General features: G+C 54.5%; 14 protein-coding genes and 1 pseudogene. 3 read left to right on the forward strand and 12 right to left on the reverse strand.

Annotated elements, in window-relative coordinates; translation table 11 throughout:
- The first annotated feature begins 532 nt into the window (after positions 1-532).
- From EPD59_RS20375 to EPD59_RS20385, 3 genes are all read left to right on the forward strand, one after another.
- Positions 533-1,246, forward strand: coding sequence for a hypothetical protein (locus EPD59_RS20375; protein WP_133274384.1), 714 nt, complete (start codon positions 533-535; stop codon positions 1,244-1,246).
- On the forward strand, positions 1,186-5,169 hold the full coding sequence (locus EPD59_RS20380) for a beta strand repeat-containing protein (protein ID WP_133274385.1): 3,984 nt from the start codon (positions 1,186-1,188) through the stop codon (positions 5,167-5,169). The genes EPD59_RS20375 and EPD59_RS20380 overlap by 61 nt, the downstream gene beginning before the upstream one ends.
- An 89-nt stretch (positions 5,170-5,258) precedes the next feature.
- On the forward strand, positions 5,259-6,224 hold the full coding sequence (locus EPD59_RS20385; RefSeq protein WP_133274386.1) for an NAD(P)/FAD-dependent oxidoreductase: 966 nt from the start codon (positions 5,259-5,261) through the stop codon (positions 6,222-6,224).
- A 9-nt stretch (positions 6,225-6,233) separates the two neighbouring features.
- Here EPD59_RS20385 and EPD59_RS20390 read toward each other — a convergent pair whose 3' ends face one another.
- The 12 genes and pseudogenes from EPD59_RS20390 to EPD59_RS20430 all read right to left on the reverse strand — a co-directional run bounded on the left by EPD59_RS20390 (position 6,234) and on the right by EPD59_RS20430 (position 22,367).
- Positions 6,234-7,613, reverse strand: a complete 1,380-nt coding sequence (locus tag EPD59_RS20390; RefSeq protein ID WP_133274387.1) for a sensor histidine kinase — start codon at positions 7,611-7,613, stop codon at positions 6,234-6,236.
- Positions 7,614-8,236: 623 nt separating this feature from the next.
- Positions 8,237-8,515, reverse strand: a complete 279-nt coding sequence (locus EPD59_RS20395; protein WP_133274388.1) for a hypothetical protein — start codon at positions 8,513-8,515, stop codon at positions 8,237-8,239.
- Between the two features lie 280 nt (positions 8,516-8,795).
- Positions 8,796-9,770, reverse strand: a complete 975-nt coding sequence (locus EPD59_RS23915; protein WP_317128411.1) for a hypothetical protein — start codon at positions 9,768-9,770, stop codon at positions 8,796-8,798.
- A complete protein-coding gene (locus tag EPD59_RS23920; RefSeq protein WP_317128412.1) occupies positions 9,758-11,764 on the reverse strand; it encodes a glycosyl hydrolase 115 family protein in 2,007 nt (668 codons plus the stop codon). The genes EPD59_RS23915 and EPD59_RS23920 overlap by 13 nt, the downstream gene beginning before the upstream one ends.
- 251 nt (positions 11,765-12,015) lie before the next feature.
- A complete protein-coding gene (locus EPD59_RS20405; protein WP_133274389.1) occupies positions 12,016-13,140 on the reverse strand; it encodes an endo-1,4-beta-xylanase in 1,125 nt (374 codons plus the stop codon).
- A 56-nt stretch (positions 13,141-13,196) separates the two neighbouring features.
- A complete protein-coding gene (locus tag EPD59_RS20410; RefSeq protein WP_133274390.1) occupies positions 13,197-14,780 on the reverse strand; it encodes an alpha-N-arabinofuranosidase in 1,584 nt (527 codons plus the stop codon).
- 207 nt (positions 14,781-14,987) lie between these two features.
- The gene (locus tag EPD59_RS22975; protein WP_240731534.1) at positions 14,988-15,806 is read right to left on the reverse strand and encodes a transketolase-like TK C-terminal-containing protein; all 819 of its coding nucleotides are present in this window, start codon (positions 15,804-15,806) and stop codon (positions 14,988-14,990) included.
- A gap of 44 nt (positions 15,807-15,850) precedes the next feature.
- Positions 15,851-17,038 carry a transketolase family protein gene (locus EPD59_RS22980; RefSeq protein WP_240731535.1) on the reverse strand — a complete coding sequence of 396 codons (1,188 nt, stop codon included), beginning with the start codon at positions 17,036-17,038 and terminating at the stop codon, positions 15,851-15,853.
- An 85-nt stretch (positions 17,039-17,123) separates the two neighbouring features.
- On the reverse strand, positions 17,124-18,455 hold the full coding sequence (gene xylA / locus EPD59_RS20420; protein WP_133274391.1) for a xylose isomerase: 1,332 nt from the start codon (positions 18,453-18,455) through the stop codon (positions 17,124-17,126).
- A pseudogene (locus EPD59_RS24255) lies at positions 18,433-19,958 on the reverse strand (xylulokinase). Before EPD59_RS24255 ends, xylA begins: the two are co-directional and overlap by 23 nt.
- 403 nt (positions 19,959-20,361) lie before the next feature.
- Positions 20,362-21,060, reverse strand: a complete 699-nt coding sequence (locus tag EPD59_RS23935; RefSeq protein WP_317128415.1) for a sialate O-acetylesterase — start codon at positions 21,058-21,060, stop codon at positions 20,362-20,364.
- Positions 21,054-22,367, reverse strand: a complete 1,314-nt coding sequence (locus EPD59_RS20430) for a sialate O-acetylesterase (protein WP_317128416.1) — start codon at positions 22,365-22,367, stop codon at positions 21,054-21,056. Before EPD59_RS20430 ends, EPD59_RS23935 begins: the two co-directional genes overlap by 7 nt.
- Between the last annotated feature and the right edge of the window lie 25 nt (positions 22,368-22,392).

The raw sequence follows: 22,392 nt of genomic DNA on the forward strand, positions 1-22,392 counted from the left end.
AGGCAACATGCCTAGTAAATACGCTTTCACCCTTCTCTAACCCTACAGTCCTCCCAATTTTAATGCGAACAACTTTACGCTTACTTTTTCCAATTTTAGGCTTAGTGCCATTGGGAGTACATGCAGAAGGCTCGAAGCAATTGACGCCTAATACGGCGGCTACAGCTGGTTTAGCTCTCAGTGATATTAATAATACCCGTTCTGGGTACCTAGAGCATGATGGCAATGTGGCCCAAACTCAAATTGGGGGCGTGAGTAAGGCTTTTTGAAGCCTTCTAATTTCACTAGCAATAGCAAGTTTACGTACAGCGATGATCAACGCATGTATGTGCTCCTAAAACCTAATGAGACGGTTTATTATGGTTTGCACCGGGTTCCTCATGATCAGGATACAAATCCTAATAGCCCATTAAGTGCCTATCAGCATAACAATCTTATTGTTACCGCACGGTACAGTGCAGATGGTAAGGGCACGGGTACCTTTGGTCGGCAGTATAAGATTCTTCGGGACTCGTCTGCTGCTCAAACCACTATGGCTCTCCGGCGAGCGGCTTTCCTGAATACCATTGCAGGTAATCCTCAGCGTGGCGTAATTGCTACTGCCGATCAGGCGCAGGCTGGTCCTAAAATCAACGGATTACCAGCAGCAGGCTATGAGCCGATGTCCTTCACCAATACGACTACTTCCATTCAGTACGTATGGTTTGAATTTGTACAACAGGGTGAATTCACGTCGACAGGTGCTTACAACCCAGCTTTCCTTGACCATCAGCGCTTTTCTGTATACGACTTCTGGGACTTTACGGTAAAAGACAATGCTGGCACCGAGAAGCCCGGCCGCTTATTCAGCAAGCAGTGGGCCTTCTCAGCAGGTCAAGGTGATGGGCGTTTTGCTTCTACCTTCAACATGTACCCCCTGATTCCGAGTCCAACGGAGGCAAATCGGTTCTTTGTTAAGAAGTTCGAATTGGCTGGAATTGCCCCCCAGAACTTTTTTCGGTTCGTTTCAAACAGCACTGGCGCAAATCCAGCCCAGGTTACGCCCAATACCTTCCTGAGCACGACCAAAAGTCAAACGACGGAAATAGATTATCCTGAGTATCTCAACTTTGTAAACAACCCCGATCCGGAAATCTGGCCTAGCGCTCAGGACCCTGATCTTAAGGTGGTGTCCGTGGGCTCTTATTGCAAGAATGGCGGGGGCGTCATGGAGTTCTTTTTGCGCTCCTCCTTGGGGGCCAGGTAGTTATTGATATAGAGCTGAATGGTGTTCCCGGCTATCAGGTCAGCACGCGCGACAGACGAATTACAACCACTATTCCTGCTGGCAACACCCGGGTAGAGTGGGATGGACGCGATGGCCTGAACGCCGTAGTAAGCTCTGGCACCTCGGTGACCCTACTTTTCAAGAATTCAAAATCACCTATCGCTCCCGTTAACTTTCCCGTGTGGGATGCCGAGAATAATGCCGACGGCTTCCGTATTCAAAACGTGCGCCCTGGCTCGCAAGGGTTTGAGGTGTTGTACTGGGATGATTCTAACTTAAGCACGGCCGCCTTTCCGAACATGCCCGCCAATCCACGCACGCAGCTTGCTGGTGTGCCATCTAATATGGGTGTGCATACATGGGGAGGGGGCGCTACAGGCAGTGCGACAGTGGCTTCGGGTAACCAGGTGTTGGTAAATACTTACACCTATGGGAATACCGAGCAGGAAAGCCGAATATTCACCTTCAACTATGCCTGCGACCCTGATGGCGACGGCATCAACGACAACCTGGATGTTGACCAGGACAATGACGGCATCACGAACGTTGTCGAAAGCAACGGAATTGACCCTACGTTCATCACCGCGAGCAGTGTACCGCGCTACATCGATCCTTACGAAGCCAACTTTGTTGACGTAAATCAGGATGGGGTGAATGATGTATATGACTTCGACCTAGACGGCATTCCTAGCTTTCTCGATATCGATGCTGATGGCGATGGTATTCCGGATACTATGGAGGCCAATGGTGGTGTAGCACCTACTGGCTATACCGCCTCACTGGGGCGCTTTCCCAGCACCGGTGTGGGAGCCAATGGTATGCCCGACGTAGCCGAAACTACGGCCGAAAGCGGCATTACGAAACTGCCAATTACGAATACGGACAATGTTGGTCAGCCCGATTATCTGGACATCGATTCAGACAACGATGGCATTGTGGATAATATCGAAGCGCAAACCACAACCGGCTACCGTGCTCCTTTAGGCCTTGACACGGACAGAGATGGTTTGGACAACCGCTACGACCCCACGACGGGCCCCGGTCAGACGGCGGGCGTAGCCGTACCGCTCACCAATACCGATGCTGCCCTCACGAATAGCGACACCCTACCCGACTACCGCGACTTGAACTCGGACGGCGACGGCCGAACTGATGCAATAGAGGGTTGGGATACCAATAATGATGGGGTTGCCGAACAAGTATTCAGTGGCATTGACGTGGATGGCGATGGTCTGGATGATGCTTATGATACTGACTCAACAAGCCCTGATCCTACCAATGGCCAGTTGCCTACCTCCTTCCCCGATAACAACACGGCAACTACAGAACGCGCCTGGCGGGAAGTGCTTACTCCCCAAACCATTACTACCCTCACCATCAGCGGGCGTATCTTCGAAGATGTAAACTACGGTGGTGGTGCGGGCCGCAGCTACGCTGATGCCAACACTTCGGCAGTAGGTAGTGGCTTCACCTCCGCTGCTATCGGCCGTGCAGGAGTTACGGTTGAGCTGTATGATGCCAATGGTAATTATGTAACCAGCACAGTCACCGGCCTTAATGGCGCTTATAGCTTTGTGCTTACTGGCCGTTCGGCCGGAAACTACAGCGTACGGGTGGTGTCAAGCACAGGCTTTACTTCGGTGCGGGCTGGTACAGTAACTGGCTTGCTCCCTGTGCAAACATTTGCTTACGGCGTCACGAATAAGGTAGGCGGTGAGATACCAACCAAAATAGACGCTGGTGTTCGCACTGCTGGTCAAACGTTGTCGGATATCATCAACGGCACCACTACTACAGCCCAGTCACTTGCTACCATCACAGTACCTGCTGGCACCACCTCATCGGTGACCAACATCGATTTTGGTTTCAACTTCGACGTTATCAGCAATACGAACTCATCGGGCCAAGGGTCGCTGGCGCAGTTTATCACAAATGCTAATGCGCTGCCTAACACTAACCTGAATCAGACGGGCTTGAGCCGGCCAGGTGTTGAAACCTCCATCTTCATGATCGGAGATGGTAATGCAACCGGTACTCCGCCAACAGGCCTGCGTATTGGGGTAGATGGCGGCACCGATCCTGACACGCACGTAGCTACCATTAAGCTTACGGCCTCTCTGCCAAATATCACAGATCCTAACACAAACCTAGATGGCTCACGCCAGACGGTTGTAACAGGCAGTACTCCCACAACCAGCAGCGAAGAATCTACCGATCCGGAGGTAATTATCGACTTCAATGGTTTTAAGGGTTTGTTTGTAACGGGTGGGAATACTCGCATTGCATCGTTAGGCCTTGTGAATGCCAAAGGCACGAGTGCCGCGACGAGCGGTGCTGTTTTCTCCGATGGCGCGGCGGTAACCTTCAGCACCGCTACGGTTGCCGGGTCAATAGTAACGGACGTGACGACCCTGAACAATGCCATTGCTGGCGTGCGCATTCAGAGCGGTACCTCGACAACGGTTACTACGGGCGTAACGGTCTCAAACAGCGTCTTCAATAACGCGGCAACGAACTTCGGCACAAGCACCATTGACGGCGACGGTATCAACCTTATCGGAGCTTCGGGCAATACCATTACAGGCAACGTGATTGCTGACAACAAGGGCTTTGGTATCTACTTGGCTACTACGGCCAGCAATAACAATAACATCTCAGGCAACACTATCCGCAACAACGGTACGGGCACTAGTGTAGACGATGCAGGTATTGCGGTTGCCTTCGGTAATAACAACCTGATCGCCGGTAACACCATCACGGGCAACGCGGGTGATGGTATTGTGGCCCTCAATGGTACTTCGGGCAACCGTTTTACGCAAAACATCACCAGCGGCAACACCGGTATTGGCATCGATCTGTCGAACGGTACTGTGATGACAGGTGATGATGTAACCACTAACGTAAACAGTGGCTCCGCTGCTGGTGCTAATGGACGCCTCAATTTCCCGGCCTTCACGCAGGCTACAATCAGCGGCGGAGTGCTACAGATTACGGGTTTTGCCCCGGCTGGTGCGCTAATTGAAATCTTCCTGGCCGATAACGACGGGTCGAAGTTTGGCGAAGGAAAAACCTTCCTGACTAGCGTAACCGAAGGCTCCGCTGCCGATCGGGACGCGAAAATTGGTAGCTACTCCGGCACAAACAACCATATGGGTATCGATCAGGGCTCGGAAACTAATGCCAACCGCTTCTACTTCAAGATTGCCCTCAGCGCTCAGCAACTGGCTTTGTTGCAGATTGGTGGTGCCCAAATCACTTCCACGGCTACTATTCTGTCTTCGACGCTGGTAAATGGCACGGCCGTAGGCAACACGTCGGAGTTCTCCGGTAATATCTTCCTCTCGACGGCGCCGCTGCCCGTAGAGTTGACCAAGTTTGATGTCATAGCTCAGACAAACAATGCTTTGCTGACCTGGGCTACGGCTTCGGAAAAGAACAACGACCACTTCGATGTGGAACGATCCGTCAATGGCACTACGTTCGAACGAGTTGGCACGGTAAAAGGCAATGGCTCTACCACAACTGCTCATCAGTATTCGTTCGTAGATGCGGGCGCCAGCCGCTTCGGTCAGCAGCTTTACTACCGTCTGCGTCAAGTAGACACCGATGGCACGGAGGCTTTCTCGCCCGTGCGTACGGTTACTTTTGCCCCCCAGACCGTGCAGGTAACACTGTATCCCAACCCCGCCACGACTACCACCACGCTGGATTTGAGCACCCTACCCCTGGGTACTTACTCCGTAACGCTGATAGATATGACCGGCCGCACGCTAATAACTGAGCAGGTAGCTGGTGGAATACGGCAGCCGCTGATGGTAAGCCAGTTGCCAGCAGGTACTTATCTGGTGCGAATCCAGGGTACTAACACGAACCTGACGCAGCGCTTGGTAAAGCAGAAATAGCGTATTACTTACCATTTTCTACTTAAAAAAAGCCCCCCAGCCTAACCGCTGGGGGCTTTTTGGTATAGAGGTGTCAACGTTCGTTTCTTATGCCTGCTTCTGTTCCTCTGCCCAAAGCCGCGCGCCGTCTCCGCCCCGCTACTGATTACGATGTGGTTATAATTGGGGCCGGAAGCGCCGGACTCAGCGCCGCCTTGGTGCTGGGCCGCTGTCTGCGCCGCGTGCTGGTGTGCGATGGGGGTGCCCCGCGCAACGATCCTTCGCCCGCCGTGTGGGGTTTTTTCACCCGCGATGGAGTGCAGCCCAGTGAGCTGCTGCGTCTCGGGCTCGAGCAGTTGGCGGCCTATCCCAGTGTCGAAGTATGCCCCCTGCGCGCCACCGAAATTAGTGCGAGCGACCAGTGCTTTACCATAATCGCCGATACGGAGGCCAGCCGTACCCGGACCATCACGGCGCGTAAAGTGCTGCTGGCAACGGGTGTAGAAGATGAATTACCTCCTCTGGAAGGTATGCGCGAGTTCTGGGGCCGGGGCGTGCTGCATTGCCCTTACTGCCACGGCTGGGAAGTGCGCGACCGAGCCCTGGCAGTATACGGACGCGGAAAAGGCGTTACCGGGCTCGCATTGCTCGTCAGCCGGTGGTCGAAGGAAGTGGTGGTATGCACCGATGGGCCCGGCGGCCTGACCGACAAGGCGCGCCAGCGTCTTCAGAGACAGGGCATTAAGGTGAGGGAAGAGCCTATTGAACGCCTGGAGGGCACCAAGAAACAAGGCCTACAACATGTGCTGTTCAAAAATGGTGATAAACTGGTACGAGAGGCATTGTTTGTGCATCCGCACCAGCACCAACGCACCAATCTGGCCGAGCAGCTAGGGTGCCGTCTCAATAGCAAAGGTGCCGTCTGGACGGATAAAAAGCAGCAAACTTCGGTGCCGGGCCTCTACGCCGCCGGCGACACGACGGCCGGTATGCAACAGGCTATTCTGGCCGCGGCTGAAGGCTCACTGGCGGCCATTATGATAAATGAAAAGCTCACCAAAGAAGAGTGCGTTTGAGGCGCTTAATCAACCCGGAATACGGATCGTAAACTCCGTGTATTCACCTTCCTGGCTTTCCACGGTAAGCGACCCATTGTGGCCTTTGGTTACTATATCGTAGCTCAGCGACAGGCCTAAGCCGGTGCCTTCTCCCGTGGGCTTGGTCGTAAAGAAGGGCTGAAAAATCTTATCCTTCACGGTGCTTGGCATGCCCATACCGTTGTCGCGCACGCGTACTTCTACATCACCGGTCTCGGTGCGGCGGGTGCTTACGCTCACCGTGGGCACGTAGCCATCGGATACGCACTCTTTCTTTTTCTGGACGGCGTAGAAGGCGTTGGTAAAGAGGTTTAGCATCACCCGCCCTATGTCCTGCGAAATAGCATTCACCTGTCCTAGCTCAGGATACAGGTTCGTGTATAGGGTGGCATTAAAGGTTTTATCCTTGGCGCGCAGGCCGTGGTAAGCCAGGCGCAGGTACTCGTCGGCCAGCATGTTTATATCGGTCGGTTGCAGCTCGCCTGTGCTGGCGCGGCTGTGCTCCAGCATTCCCTTCACGATGGATGCTGCTCGTTGGCCGTGGTGTGTAATTTTTTGCAGATTCTGCTTTAAATCAACCAGCAGCTCTGTTTCCAGATCGATGTTGCGGGTGGGCTTGCGCTTTTCCTCCTCCAGTTCCATAATCAGTTCGGCGCTTACATCCGAAAAGTTGGTCACGAAGTTCAACGGGTTCTGAATTTCATGGGCAATACCGGCAGTCAACTCGCCTAGAGAGGCCATTTTCTCGGCCTGAATAAGCTGAGTTTGCATGGTTTTGAGCTCAGTTAAGGCCTGGCTCAACTCCTCCGTCTGCTTGGTGAGCGTGGCGGTACGTTCGGCCACGAGGCGCTCGAGTTCGGCATTCTGCAATGCAATGCGCTGCTTTTCCTGTTCTTCTTCCTCCCGCAACAGGCGCTCTTTCTCTAGGTGCTTTTTCTGGTTGCGCGCAATCAGCAGAAAGGTGATCATCCAGATCACCGTGAAGCCCTGCGAAGCATCAAAGGCATTCTCGTAGTCCTCGTCCAGCTTCCAATTCGACAGGGCCAGCACCAGCTCCATGGCGGAGTACACGGTGTACGGCACGACGGCCAGCAGCACGGTACGAGCCGGTCGGTAATCGCGCAATGACAATGCTACCAGCACTACAACCACAAACACGAAGAGCATATACACTTCGTCCAGCTGATCGTTGCGGAAGTTGATTAGCAGGTCAAGAATACCTAGCCCCACCCCCGGCACCCAAATCCAGCCGAGCAGCTTATCCCAATAGGGCAGGCGGTTGGGTAGGTCGAAAAACCTACGCAAAATCCGCACTACCACCAGTTGGGCCAGCAGAATGCTAATTATTATTTGACCATCAAATTTCATAGTGGAAGCCAGTGCTGAGACAGCGAGGTAAACCGGGCGGAAAGGGGAGCATCAAATTACTAAACTACCGCTACCATCTTGCGCCTGCCAGTGCGGGAAAGATCAGCTTGGGGAGCAATAGTACTAATCATCTTTTATTAACTTTTTAGTTAGCCAGTTCCTCGGTAGCGGAACGGCAAAGACGACTGTCGGATTGCTGGTGCGTGGACGGCGGCGGGTAGTAAGCTTTTTCAGCTTGTCATCCTCTTTCGACAAAAGGATGCTGGCATAATCTCCAATCAGGCCCACGGAGGTGGGAAGTACAATGCGTACTGAAAGTTGCTGTGAGGTCTCAGCAGGTTTTGCGCCAGCGGGGTTTTGCGCGTGGCTGCTAAGAATGGAAAGTGGGCCCGCAAGACATAAAAAGAATAATTTAACACCTGACATTGAGCAAGAGCAACACTATACTACTGATTAGGAATAGAATTTATTCGCAACTCTCTATAGAATTATGAACAAATCTACTGTGTTTGCTTTCGTAAGCAATAGCTCAGCAAACGCAGCCTACCAACGCTTAGAGTGTAAGGCGGTAGCCAGTATTATAGTGAAAAACGCTGCTCTTCTGCCGTCCGCTCGGGTAAAGGCTAATTCAAACCATACTGCTGTAGCGGGACGGCGTGCCATTTAGTATAAGCCAGCCAGCGCCGATACCACTGCTCATACGTACCCAGCACGCAGATAATCTGGCCACTTTGCAGGTAGATGCGGGTCTTGGGCTGACGGTTTTTCCACTCAATGGGCCCTGCTTCATCGGGCTCCATTTCCTGTACATGCTGCCAGAGAAAAGCGCGCGGCATTTCGTGTTCCTGGCCCAGCATATCCTGCCAGAGCCGTGTAGCTTGAACGATTGGGGAAGAAGACATATTACGGAAGAGCAATCTAGTGTGCATCCACTCTCATTTTCCCAATAATTGCGCCTGTTTTTAAGTTAGAAAAGCAGCACAGGCAGCAGACAGCAAATTTCTGTAAATCGGTATAGTTTAAGTTGTTAAAGCAATTATTCGGGATATAAAGCCAACCTAGCTGACGAATAACTGTAGCTAATTTATCCGTTGAGGTGTAGATACCCATGGGAGGCGCTGTCATACACAAAAAAAGCCCCCCCAGTGGGAGGCTTTTTTTGTGTATGACAGCGCCAACAAACTAGCGCTGGCCCACGCTGCCCTTGGATGCATCAGCCGCTTTTGGCGCGGGCGTAGCGCCGGAGAAGCTTTCGGGTGGTCCGAGGTAGCTCGGCTTCACGCCACCGCGGTCTACTACTAGCTTTTGCAGTACTACGCCAGGGTCGACAAGCCAGAATTTCAGCACATGCTCGCCGGGCTTGGCCAGCGTGTGGCTGGAGGTTTTAATGATGATATTATTTGCCACTGCCTGCTCCCACGGACGATTGCCATTATCCGGGTTTAGGCCAGTATGTAGGTTGACTATCTGCGGTGCTTCGTCATCAAACGACACAGCGTAGCGCAAGCCGGTGGTATTGGTAAAGTCGAGGGTGGGGGCCAAATACGCTTGTACCGTCACAGGGCCGCTGCCCGTTAGTTGCACTCGGTACTGTAGATGTGGGCTGTTTGCGCCGGGTGTCTGGGCAGTAATGGTTCTAGGGAAAACCGTTACGCCCGAAAGAGTGCGGCCCAGGTCTGGAATGGTTTGCCACTTGACCGTGCTGCCGTTCACGGCTTGGCTGTAATGCTCGGCTTCTATGGACACATAGCCATCAGCCTCCACAAAGCCTTTCGCTAGATTAGATTTGCCCCCCGCCGCATTTTCCACCACCGCTTGCACTACGACTTGCTTATTATTCGGGCCGCTGATGGTGATGGGCACGCGCGTGGTACCGGCGGGCGCTTTGCTCCAATCAACGCTAACGAGCAAGCGTTGCTCCTTTTCCAGCTTGACTGGTTTAGTGACGCGCAGCCACGGTTTGCCAGTTCCTACCGTGAAGTCAAAAGGTACCGTGCCGCGGTTGAATACCTCAATGCAGCGCGTGTTTTGTTGATAAGAGTTGAAAGCTGGCAATACCGCTTCGCTCGTTTGTTGGGGCCAAGCGGCTTCGGCACCTTCAATGGCCACGCCCATGTCGGCGGTGGCGGCAGGAGTCAGCTGTTTTACTTCGGGCATTTTATCGGTGGGGGCTGCTGCCAATACGTATAGCCAATGTGGGTCTGGTCCATCATATGGTTCCACTTGCCCTTGGCCATCGTCTGGTTGTAGTAGCGCGAAATCTCGGCATCGCGCTCAAACAGTTGCTTAGCTTTAGCGGCCAGATCGTTGGTACTGGCGCGGCCCTGCTGGGCGTACAGGTGATTTTGCGCCACCGTATAGTACATCTCGTTTAGGTTGGCGCAGGCTTTTACGGGGTGTAGCACCAACTGGAAATACGCGTCGCGGTGCTCGGGGGGCATTTTTTCGTTTAGTTGCTCCGTCTCCACCAACAGCTTATTGTAGTCGGCTACTACCGTTTCAAACTCGCGGTAGTTGGTCAGGCTATACGTTTTTTCATTCAACAATTCCGGCTTGCGGCGCGAGTTGTACTTGGCATACTTAGCCAGAATATCAGCAATGGCCGCGGCGTGTTTGGCGCCAAACTGCTGAGTGGCCCACTGCCGGGTATAGTCGTCAATTTGGTTGGCACCGATCTTATCAGGGTTCCAGGCGTAGTCGAGGAAGAAGCTGATGGGGAATTCCATGGGCTTTAGGTCGCCCACGTTCACTATCCAGATTTGGTTGGCGCCGTACTCGTGCGCTAGGTGCATCTGCTCCCAGATACGCGGAATTGGGTTCGTGTTGAGCCACTTGTAGTTGCGCGGGCCTCCTACATAATCATAGTGATAGTAGATGCCGTAGCCACCTTTGCGGGGCTTGTCACCTAGCTTGGGCAGCTTGCGGATGTTGCCCCAGTTGTCGTCGCAGAGCAGTAGGGTCACGTCGTCGGGCACGCGCATGCCTTTGTCGTAGTAATCCTGAACCTCTTTGTAGAGAGCCCACATCTGGGGCGTTTGCTCGGCGGGCTTGCCGGTTTCTTCCGCAATGATTTTGCGCTGATCAGCTACTATCTTTTCCAGCAAGGCAATGTTGCTGCCCTCGCTCATAGGCTCGTCGCCGTCGCCGCGCATACCTATGGTCACGATGTTTTCGCGAGTGCCCATGCGCTTGATGCCGCCCCGCCAAAATTCCTGCAAGGCCGCCGCGTTGGTTTGGTAGTTCCAAGCACCTTTGCCAGCTTTTTCCCACTCAGCGTGGGCTCTGGTGAGCGGCTCATGGTGCGAGGTGCCCATCACAATCCCATATTCATCGGCCAACACGGGGTTTTGCAGGTCATTCACGCTGAACATATTTCCCCACATGGCGGGCCACAGGTAATTGCCCTTGAGCCGCAGAATCAGCTCAAACATGTGGGTGTACATCTTGGAATTTAGCCCCCCAAACTTCTCCGTCGCCCAGCCTTGCATGGCCGGTGCTTCGTCGTTGATAAAGATGCCCCGGTATTTCACTTTTGGCTCGCCTTGGGTATGTCGGCCGGGCGCCACGTACAAAGCCTGTTGCTGGGGTGTGGGCACATCGGCCCACCAATACCACGGCGACACGCCTATCTGGGCCGACAAATCATAGATGCCGAAGATGGTGCCGCGCTTGTCGCTGCCGGCAATAACCAAGGCGCGATCTACGCCCGGCATAGGCTGCTCTACTACTTGCAGCAGAAAGGTTTCCCACTTGCCCGCCACACCCGACACATCGAGCTTTTTCGCCTTTACCAGCCCATCAATCAGGGGGCTTTTTCCGAGCGTCCCGATCAGCACTACTTCCTTTCCAGCCGGCGCTTTATCAGTTATAAACGTGGGCGTGAGCTTAGTAACGCGGTTGATGTCAGCCTGCAAGTCCTTGGCAGCACGCAGCACGCCCGGCCAATCAGTGTTGCTGGCATATAGAGCAGCAGTTTTGCCCCCCGCCGCTAAGGTAAAGCCACCTTTTCCTTTCTGGCTCGAAACGTACACTTCGGCGCCAGGTACTGTTGGGCCAGCCAACGTGGGCAGCGTTGCTAGCAGCACAAGCAGCATCGGTAGCTGCCACTTGCGGCGCCAGTAAAAGTACAGTTGGATAGGTTTGAGTAACATAGCTTTGGGTGGAAATAGGCAGAGCGAAAATCTAAGGTTATGGCGAAGACTATAACTAGCTCCCCTCCTCAGTCGAGGAGGGGCTGGGGGTGGTTGATCAATCGTTGAACGACACTAGTTCTAGTTTTTAGTTCTAACATTGTTCTAGCGTTTTCAACCACCCCCAACCCCTCCTCAACTGAGGAGGGGAGCTAGTTTCCTAGTTATTTAGTTTCCTAGCTTTTAATCTTCTAGCTCTCGCAGAACGCGTTCTACATTTTGTTCTTTGCTGTCTGCACTACCGCCTGGAAAGCGGGCTTGGGCTGGTATTGGCGGTCAAACAACAACGGGTAGCTGGTGCGGCCCCTGATAGGCCAGTCGTTTAGCCAAGAATCGTGGTCGGTTACGCCCCACAAAGTGATGCGGTCAACGACATCGCGGTGCTTGCGAAAGAGGGCGAATAGGTCGGCGTAGCGTTTCGTCAGCTTTTGCTGTACGGAGTCGGGCAGACCGGTCGTATACACGTTGTATTTCGCATCGGTGGCGAAGGTCTCGGCGATGTCCGCGCCCTGGCGCCGGCTGGGGTTGGGCAGCACATCAATGTCCAGTTCCGTAAAGTTGACCTTAACCCCAAGCTTCGAGAAGGCCACGATACTCTCTTCTATCTGCTCAATGCTTGGCTTTGTTAAGCCGTAATGGCCCTGCATACCGATGGCTGCTACCTTGATGCCTTTGGCTTGCAGGCCTTTGACCAGCTTGATTGTTCCTTCCCGCTTTTCGGGGCGGTAGAGGCTGTAATCGTTGTAGTACAACTCGGTTTTAGGATCAGCTTTGTGGGCGTACTCAAAGGCTTTGGCAGCGAAATCTTCCCCGATAATCTCCAGCCACTTGGTTTTGCGCAAGTCGCCCTGCTGGTCGTCGATGGCCTCGTTGACTACGTCCCAGCCCCCAATTTTACCTTTATAGCGCCCTACGACGGCATTGATGTGGTCTTCTAGACGCTTCAGTACTACCTCTCGGGATGCTGGTTTGCCGGTCGCGTCCTCAAACACCCACTTAGGCGTTTGCTGATGCCACATAAGCGTGTGCCCCACGATGAACATCTTGTTGTCCTGCCCGAATTTCACGTAATCGTCGGCGGGCTTAAAGTTATATGTATCTGGCTGTGGGTGAACGGATCCCCACTTGAGCAGATTCTCGGGGCTGATCGTATTGAACTGCTGCTTAATCAACGCAATGGCCTTGGTATCCTGACCATTAACCTGCTTGTAGTTGAGCGCGGCACCGACGTAAAAGTCTTGCTTAAACGCATCCTTTAGGGTTGGCTCAGACTTCTGAATAAAGCCTAGCGAAACACTAGCCAAGACGGCGTATGTAAAGGTTTTTTTGATGCTCATGGAAGCGTAATATCAACGGAGAAACAGATACGGATTATGGTAGCATCAAGAGGTTGTTACTTCAGCTCCAGCATTACTACCGATTGGGGCGGCAGCTCTACGGCTAGATTTCCGCCGCGCTTTTTAGCACCAGAAAAGCCCCCCAGCTTCACTTTATTGGGATTATCAAAGCTGTTGTAATCATTGACTTTAGCCGAAGTCAGAATCCGGCCGGTCACGTTTTTCCAGGTTACGCCGGCCAGGGCGGTTTCCAGCTTGAGGGTCTTTTTGGTGTCCAGATTTACCAGTGAGATGTGCACCGCGCCGCTGGCATCTTTGGAGGCGGAAGCGTTCAGCGCCGGCACTTTGTCGTTGCCCATCACATAATCAGGGCTAGTGAATTGCAGGGGCAAATACTGGGCATCTTGGTGCACCTGATACAAGTCGAAGACGTGGTAAGTGGGCGTGAGCAACATCTTTTCCTTGTCGGTCAAGACGAGGGCTTGCAGCACGTTCACGGCTTGGGCCAAATTTGCCCCCCGCACCCGGTCGCAGTGGTTGTTGAAGATGTTGAGCGTGGTACCGGCTACCAGCGCGTCGCGTAGGGAGTTTTGCTGAAACAAAAAGCCAGGATTAGTGCCGGGCTCCACGTCGGTCCACACGCCCCATTCGTCTACCAGTAAGGCTACCTTCTTGTCCTTGTCGTATTTGTCCATGATGGCGGCGTGCTTAGTCACCACGGCTTCCATTTTCAGGCAGTTCTTCATGGTGTTGAAGTACTCCTGCTCGTTGAAGCCGGTGGCTTTGCCCTTGCTGCCCGTCCAGCTGCCGGTGGGCAGCGTGTACTGATGCAGCGTGAGGCCCCACATCTGGTTAAGCGGAATGTTTTTCATGCACGTTTCCGTCCAGTGGGCGTCGTCACCGTTGGCTCCGCTCACGATTTTCTTGAGCGGCGGCGAGGCGGGGTAATTATGAGCGAAGGTGGCGTAGCGCTTGTACACGTCGGTGTAGTATTCGGCGGTCATGTTGCCGCCGCAGCCCCAGCTTTCGTTCCCAATACCCCACCACGTCACTTTGTACGGCTCCGGGTGGCCGTTTTTGCGTCGCTCCAGTACCAGCGGCGTGTCGTCGTTGGAGTTCAGGTATTCCATCCAGCCGGCCATTTCCTGCACCGTACCGCTGCCCACGTTGGCCGCCAAGTATGGTTCGGTGCCCAGCAGTTTGCATAGTTCCAGAAATTCGTGGGTCCCGAAGCTATTGTCTTCCAGGTTGTTACCCCACCACATATTCAGCATCTTAGGCCGTTGGGCTGTGGGGCCCACGCCGTCGCGCCAGTGGTAGGTATCGGCGAAGCAGCCACCGGGCCAGCGCAGATTGGGCACTTTAATCTTGCGCAGCGCCTCCACGATATCCATGCGGATGCGGCCTTGCTTGGGCACGTTCAGCTTTTCATCCACCCAAAAGCCATCGTAAATACAGCGGCCCAAATGCTCAGCAAAATGCCCGTAGATGTGCTTGCTGATTTGCAGCTTCGGGTCGCCGGGCTGCACCGTTACCTGCACCGTTTGGGCGGCGGCATGAATAGTTAAGCCAAGCCCGAGCCCGGCTAGGAGCCCAACTTTTTTTCCCCACTTGCGCAGGGAAAACCGTGGCGTATCCATCTCAAAAAAGCCCCCAGCGGTCGGTTCGGATGCAGTTTGGTCATTAGACTTACTTCTGAATTGGGAAATGATTGCTGAAAAAGACGGTCATGCAGGGCCAAGCATCTCGCGTGCTGATGAGAGGTTAGTACTCCCACTAAACACGCAAGATGCTTCGCGCCTCTCTGCATGCCCCCTTTTTTAAGCCTGTAAAGAATTCCTTAAGACTTAAGAAAGGATTTCCTTGGGTTCAGTTTCAGCAGGCTGGTCTTGCAATAACGCTTTGGCCTTCTCCACCACATTCTCCACCGTAAAGCCAAACATGGCCATTACCTCCTCACCCGGACCCGACTCACCGAAACGATTCATGCTGATCACGGTGCCTTCATCGGTCGCGTACTTGTGCCAGCCAATGGGCGAACCAGCTTCAATGGTAACGCGCTTGCGCACGGCCGGCGGCAGCACTTGCTGCTGGTAGGCTTTATCCTGCTGCTCAAACAGTTCCCAGCTCGGCATACTCACGACCCGCGCCGCAATGCCTTGCTTTTGCAGCTCCTGCTGAGCCTGCATAGCTAGTGACACTTCCGAGCCGGTTGCAATTAGTATTAGCTGGGGCTTGCCACCATCAGCTTCGCTCAGAATGTAAGCACCTTTGGCCACGCCTTCGCGCGCTGAGCCGTACTTCTCTTGATCCAAGGTGGGCAGCTTCTGGCGCGACAGAATAAGCACTACAGGCGAGGCGGGCTTGGTCATGGCAACGCGCCACGACTCTACCGTTTCGTTGGCGTCGGCAGGGCGCAGCACAATAATGTTGGGAATGGTGCGCAGCGCGGCCACCTGCTCTACCGGCTGGTGCGTGGGTCCATCTTCGCCCAGGCCGATACTATCGTGGGTGAAGACAAACGTAACGGCCGATTCGGCTAGGGCAGTGAGGCGAATTGCCCCCCGCATATAGTCGGAGAAGGTGAGGAAGGTGCCGCCGTACACGCGCACGCCACCGTGGCGCGACATGCCGTTGAGGGCGCCGCCCATGGCGTGCTCGCGCACGCCAAACCAGATGTTCGTTTTCTCATAGCTGCCCGGCTGGAAGCTCAGGTCGCCACCGGGGGCATTTCGTTGGAGCTAGCCAAGTCGGCCGAGCCCCCGAAGAGGAAGGGAATCGTTTTTTTCAACGCACCCAGCGCCTTGCCCGACGCTTGGCGGGTGGCCAGAGCACCATCGGCGGGCGAGAAAACGGGCAGCTCCGCATCCCAACCAGCGGGCAGATCGCTGGCAAAAGATGTTAGGAACAGCTCGCTTTCCTGCTTAAACTGCTGTTGGTAGGCTTCAAACTTTTGCTGCCACTCCTGCTGCAGCTGAGCGCCGCGCTGGCCGGGTTCAGCCAAGTGTTGGCGCACCTCATCAGGCACCACAAACGACTCGTCTGGGTTCCAGCCAAAAAACTCCTTGGCCTTGCGCACATTTTCGTCGCCTAATGGGCTGCCGTGCACTTTGCTGGTGCCTTTCTGCGGACTGCCGTAGCCAATAATCGTCTTAATAGAAATCAGGGAAGGCCGGTCGGTTTCGGCTTGGGCCGCGCGGATAGCTTGCTCGATACCGTCTAGGTCGTTGCCGTCCATCACGCGCTGGGTATGCCAGCCATAAGCCTCGAAGCGCATCAACGGGTCCTCGGTGTAAGACAGACTGGTAGGCCCGTCGAGGCTAATGTCGTTGTCGTCGTAGAGGTAGATGAGCTTGCCCAGCTTTAGGTGGCCAGCAAGCGAAGCAGCTTCGGCCGCAATGCCCTCCATCAAGTCACCATCGCTCACAATAGCGTAGGTGTAATGATTTACTACTTCGTGGCCTTCCTTATTGTACATGGCGGCCAAATGCGCTTCCGCCATGGCCATGCCCACGCCATTGGCGAAGCCTTGACCCAGCGGGCCCGTGGTTACTTCCACGCCGGCCGTAATGTTAGACTCTGGGTGGCCCGGGGTTTTGGAGTGCAGCTGGCGGAAGTTCTTGAGTTCCTCGAGCGGCAAGTCGTAGCCGTACAGATGCAGCAGGCTATACAGCAGCGCCGAGCCGTGGCCCGCCGACAGCACAAACCGGTCGCGGTCGGGCCAAGCAGGGTCTTGCGGATTAAAACGCAAAAACCGCGACCATAGCACGTATGCCATAGGCGCGGCCCCCAGCGGCAGGCCCGGATGACCGGAATTAGCCTTCTGCACCATATCCACCGACAAGAGGCGGATGGTGCTTACACTTTGCTCTTCTACTGATATTTGCTGATCAATCATACTGCGCTACATTAAGTTGTAAAACGTCCCCGGCCGGCCACAAAAATTCCCACCCAAGCAGCCAGCCGGTTCGGTTTTACTCGTTTTAGATGTATTGGTTGATAATGGCTTCCAGCCACTCTTGCTTACCGCTGCGCATCACTGGCTCACCTGATTTATGGGCGATGGTGCGCAGGTCTTCTAGGCTTAGTTGGCCTTTCTCGAAGGCAGCACCGTCGCCACTATCAAACGAGGCGTAGCGCTCCGTGCGGAACTTACGGTAAGGCGACTTTTCCAAAATATCGTTAGCCGTTACCAGAGCGCGGGCAAACGTATCCATGCCGCTGATGTGCGCTACGAAAATGTCCTCCAGGTCCGTAGAATTACGGCGCGTTTTAGCATCGAAGTTGATGCCACCGGGCTTAATGCCGCCGTGCTCCAGGATGATGAGCATGCACTCAGTTAGCTCGTTGATGTTGTTCGGGAACTGGTCGGTATCCCAGCCGTTCTGGTAGTCGCCGCGGTTGGCGTCCATGCTGCCGAGCATGTTGGCATCGGCGGCTACTTGCAGCTCATGTTGGAAAGTGTGGCCGGCCAGCGTGGCGTGGTTGGTTTCCAGATTCAGCATGAAGTCATTCTCCAGGCCGTACTCTTTCAGGAAGCCGATAACCGTGGCCGCGTCGAAGTCATACTGGTGCTTGGTGGGCTCGGCGGGCTTAGGCTCGATAAAGAATTTGCCCTGAAAACCTTGCTTGCGCGCGTAATCGCGGGCCGTGCTGAGGAAGCGGCCCATGTGGTCGAGTTCCCGCTTCATATTGGTGTTGAGCAGGGTCATGTAACCCTCACGGCCACCCCAGAACGTATAGCCTTCTCCACCCAGCGCGATAGTCGCGTCCATGGAGTTTTTCACCTGCGTGGCGGCGTGAGCTACCACCTGAAAGTCAGGGTTGGTGCTGGCGCCATTCATGTAGCGCGGGTGCGAAAACACGTTAGCTGTGCCCCACAGCAGCTTTATGCCGCTGGCCGCCTGGTGCTCCTTCGCGTAGTCTACAATGGCCTGCAGGTTGCGCTCGTACTCAGCTAGCGAGTCGCCTTCGTCTACCAAGTCGATGTCGTGGAAGCAGTAGTACGGCGTGCCGAGCTTGGTGAAAAACTCGAAGGCCGCATCCATTTTATCCTTGGCGCGGTTGATGATTTCGTGGTGCGAATCCCAGGCAAAGCTCTTAGTGCCAGGCCCGAATGGGTCGCCGCCCGTACCGGTGAACGTGTGCCAATATGATACGGCGAAGCGCAAGTGCTCCTTCATCGTTTTGCCCCCCACGACACGGTTCTCGTCGTACCATTTGAAGGCTAGCGGATTGTCTGACTCGCGTCCTTCGAAGCGAATCGTGTCAATGCCTTTAAAAAATTCCGTTTTAGAAAGAGTGTTGGACGACATCTGTCTGGGTGGTTGTGGTTGAAAGAATCTGTTGAGTAAGGACCTTGTGCCAGCGGGCGTAGGCCGATTGATATTGGGTTTGCAGCTCCGGAGTGGGCTCCAGCGTCAGAATGCGCTCCAAGCTGCCGAAAGCTTCGGCTGGGCTGGCGTATACCCCTACTCCAATACCGGCGCCACGGGCGGCACCTTGGGCAGCGTCCGTGTTGTAGAGTTCCAGGGTCACGTTGCCGGTGTTTACGAAAGCTTCGCGGAACACTGGGCTCAGAAACATATTGGCGTTGCCGGCGCGCACCTTTTGTACTTGTACGCCCATACTGCGCATGATGTCCATGCCGTAGTTCAACGCAAAGACGATTCCCTCCTGGGCGGCGCGCAACACATGGGCCTGCGAGTGGATATTGAAGCTCAAGCCGCGCAGCTCAGCGTCGGTGGGCCGGTTTTCCAGAATACGCTCGGCACCATTACCGAAGGGCAAAAACAGCAGTCCTTCAGATCCAACCGGCGCTTGCGCGGCCAACTGGTTCATCTGGTCGTAAGGCATTTCGCCTACCACTTTTCGCAGCCAGCTATTCAAAATACCCGTGCCGTTCATGCACATCAGCACGCCATTACGCGGTTGCTCGATCGTGCTGTTCACGTGGGCAAACGCATTGACGCGCGAGTGCGGATCGGACGCGGGCTGATCGGTGATGCCGTATACGACGCCCGATGTGCCGGCCGTGGCGGCTATTTCGCCGGGCTGCAACACGTTGAGGGAGAAGGCATTGTTAGGCTGGTCGCCGGCGCGGTAGCTGATGGGCGTGCCCGCGTGTAGTCCTAATTCTAAAGCCGCTTCGGCCGTAAGCTGGCCCTGGGGGCAAATGTGTCGACTACCTCGGGTAGCAGGTCGCGGCTGATGCCGTAATAATCGAGTAAATCCTGGGCGACTGCCTGCTCCCGAAAATTCCAGAAAACGCCCTCCGACAAGCCCGATACGGTCGTCTGCATCTGGCCCGTGAGCTGGTAGGCGATGTAATCGCCGGGCAGCTGAATCTTATAAATCTGCTCGTAGATAGCGGGCTCGTTTTCCTTTACCCATTTAAGCTTGGAGGCCGTGAAGTTACCAGGCGAGTTCAGGAAGTTTTGGAGGCAATAATCCTCTCCTAGCTCCGCAAACGCCTGATTGCCAAATTCTACGGCGCGGCTGTCGCACCAAATGATGGCGGGGCGTAACACCTTACCGTTTTTGTCGAGCAGCACAAGGCCGTGCATTTGATAGGTAATACCGATGCCGGCCACCAGTGAAGCGTCGAAGCCGTACTCGCTTTTCAACTCACGGGTGGCGTTCACCACTTCCTGCCACCAGCGTTCGGGCCGTTGCTCCGCCCAGCCGACTACCTCCGCCATTATCTCCATTTCCTTCTTCGGCGACGTGACGCTGGCCACGCACTTGCCGGTGTCTATGCTGAGTAAGGCAACTTTAATGGATGAACTGCCTATATCGTACCCGAGCAGGTATTTCATGGGTGGGATGGGATTAAAAAGAAGGATAGGTTAGCGCGGAGCAATCAACCCTTGTGTACGGTAAAGTTCAATTCACAAGAGATTCAACAACGATCTATCTTACAAGACTAACGGGGGGTTGCTGTTAGCCTCTTTGCAGTTCGGTATCCGAATATACACTACAAGCTTCGATTACTGACTTTATAAATATGGCCAAAAAAGCTTGGATTGTGAATAAAAATACCGCAACCGTTTTCGGAAACGGTTGCGATAGGAAAAAGAACAACAATTTTATTTCGTAAAATATCTTCAAATAGTCAAACGCAACGCTTTTAGGTAGCTGACTATTTATGCAGGAAAGCTTACAGAATAGTACCATTTGCAAATGAGTTACGTATACAATCCCTGCGTTATTCAATAACGATTAAGGCGAAGCTGGCGCGACCGTGGTCTCAAATGGAGAAGCCGGTAATCCTTCCTTATTATAAAGGTTGGCACCTTCCGGGTTGTCAGCCCAGGCGTAGCGAACGAATGCAGGCACTGGTACTTGGTCGTGCCACACGACGACTGTATTACCCTCAATACGGGCCTGGGCCCACACGAATTTTTTATCAGCGCCAGCTACGGCGAACTGCTTTAGTGGCCCGCCACCTTTGGCCACCAAACCACTTCCCACGTTGGAAAACTGGAGCACTGCCTTGTTGCCTTTCACCTGCATCGATTGATATAGCGGGCCAGACGCGACCAGCTTCTTTTCACCATAAGCTGCTTGGCGGGCGGCCAGGGCAAGGCGCTTACCAACGGTTTGCTTATCCAAGGGGTGAATATCGTTCCACTCGCCCACGTCGATGGCTACGGCCATAGCGGTATTAGGCAACTTCAGGGTTTTGCGCTGGGACTCGCGCAGTTCGGCCCAGTTGCTTTCGCTCGGCTGGGATTTGGTGGCCATAAAGTTGGCGAGCTGCACGTACAGAAACGGCAGCGTTGGGCGCTGCCACTGCTTGCGCCAATCAGTAATCACGGCCGAAAAAAGCTGCTGGTATTCCTGGGGTTTGCCCGTGTTGGACTCGCCCTGAAACCAGATGACGCCCTTGATAGCATACGGCAGCAGCGGCGCTACCATACCATTAAAAAGCCCCCAGGCTGATTCTGAAAAGAGGTACTACCGGGAGCGGGCGGCAGCGTGGCACCCAGCTTGTATTGCCAGGGTCCGCGCAGATCCAGAATTTGCCCCCCAGCACTGAGCTGGTATTGCTTATCCAGGGTGAAGCCCCCGCGCCCGCCGTTGCTGATGATGCGCACCACAATGACGTTCTTGCCCGTCTTCAATACACCGGGGCCAAAGTCGTACTTGCGCGGCGGGTACTGATAGCCCGTAGTGCCCACCAGCTGTCCGTTGATATAAGTGGAATCGGCATCGACGAGGGTGCCCAGCTCCAGGCGGGCGGGCTTGCCTACCATTTCGGCCGGCACTTCCACTTCCTTCCGAAACCAGAGCACACCATTTACCGGTCCCAGCGGCGTTTGGTCGGCCCAGTAACCGGGCACGTTCATGGTGGCCCAGCCAGCAGCAGTATAGTCGGGCGACGACCACTTCGTTTGGCCGGGTGCTTCGCCTTGGTCAGCCTGATAGAGGCGCTTATACCACGCGCTGGAGTTGGCCCTATCCTGCTGCTGAATGCTGGCTACCAAGGTGCTGTCTTTATACTTCTCGCCCTGCTGCTGATAAGTTGGAAACTGCTTAAGGGCCTCGGCGCTCAGCCACGCCTCAGCCGGCGAGCCACCTACCGCGTTTCGGATCAAGCCAATGGGTACCTGATACTTGGCGTACAGATCTTTGGCAAAAAAGTACGCTACTCCCGAAAACTGCCCAATACTTTGCGGACTAACCCCTATCCAAGTGCCGCCCGTCAGGTCGGCTTTAGGCCCCTTGAAGGCATAGGTTAGGGGCACCACAAACTGGCGGATGCGGGGGTTGTTGGCCGAGGCTACTTCTTCGGGAAACTTGTCGCGCAGGCGACTCATGGGTGTTTCCATATTCGACTGGCCGCCGCACACCCACACGTCGCCCACCAGAATATCCTTTAACTCAATGCGGTTGTTGGCGGCAATGGCCATCGTATATGGCCCGCCCGCTGGTTGAGCCGGCAGCGTAACCGTCCATTTGCCATCGGCGCCAGTAGTGGCAGAGTAGGTTTTATTCTTGAAGCTGAGCGTTATCTTCTCGTCTTTTGCCCCCCAGCCCCACACCGTCAGCTTGGTGTCGCGCTGGAGTATCATACCGTCGCTGACCAGCCGCGGCAGGCGTACCTCCGCGCTAACTTCGGTCGAGTTGAGCAGATAGCAGCCGAGCAAGGCTAGTACCACGCCTTGCCGGCCCAGCCTCAGGCGCCAGCGCAGCAATGATTCAGTAAAAAAAGAGCGTATCATGTGATGGAAGTGAATATGTATAAAG

The sequence above is a fragment of the Hymenobacter radiodurans genome (genome assembly GCF_004355185.1).
Lineage (GTDB): Bacteria > Bacteroidota > Bacteroidia > Cytophagales > Hymenobacteraceae > Hymenobacter > Hymenobacter radiodurans.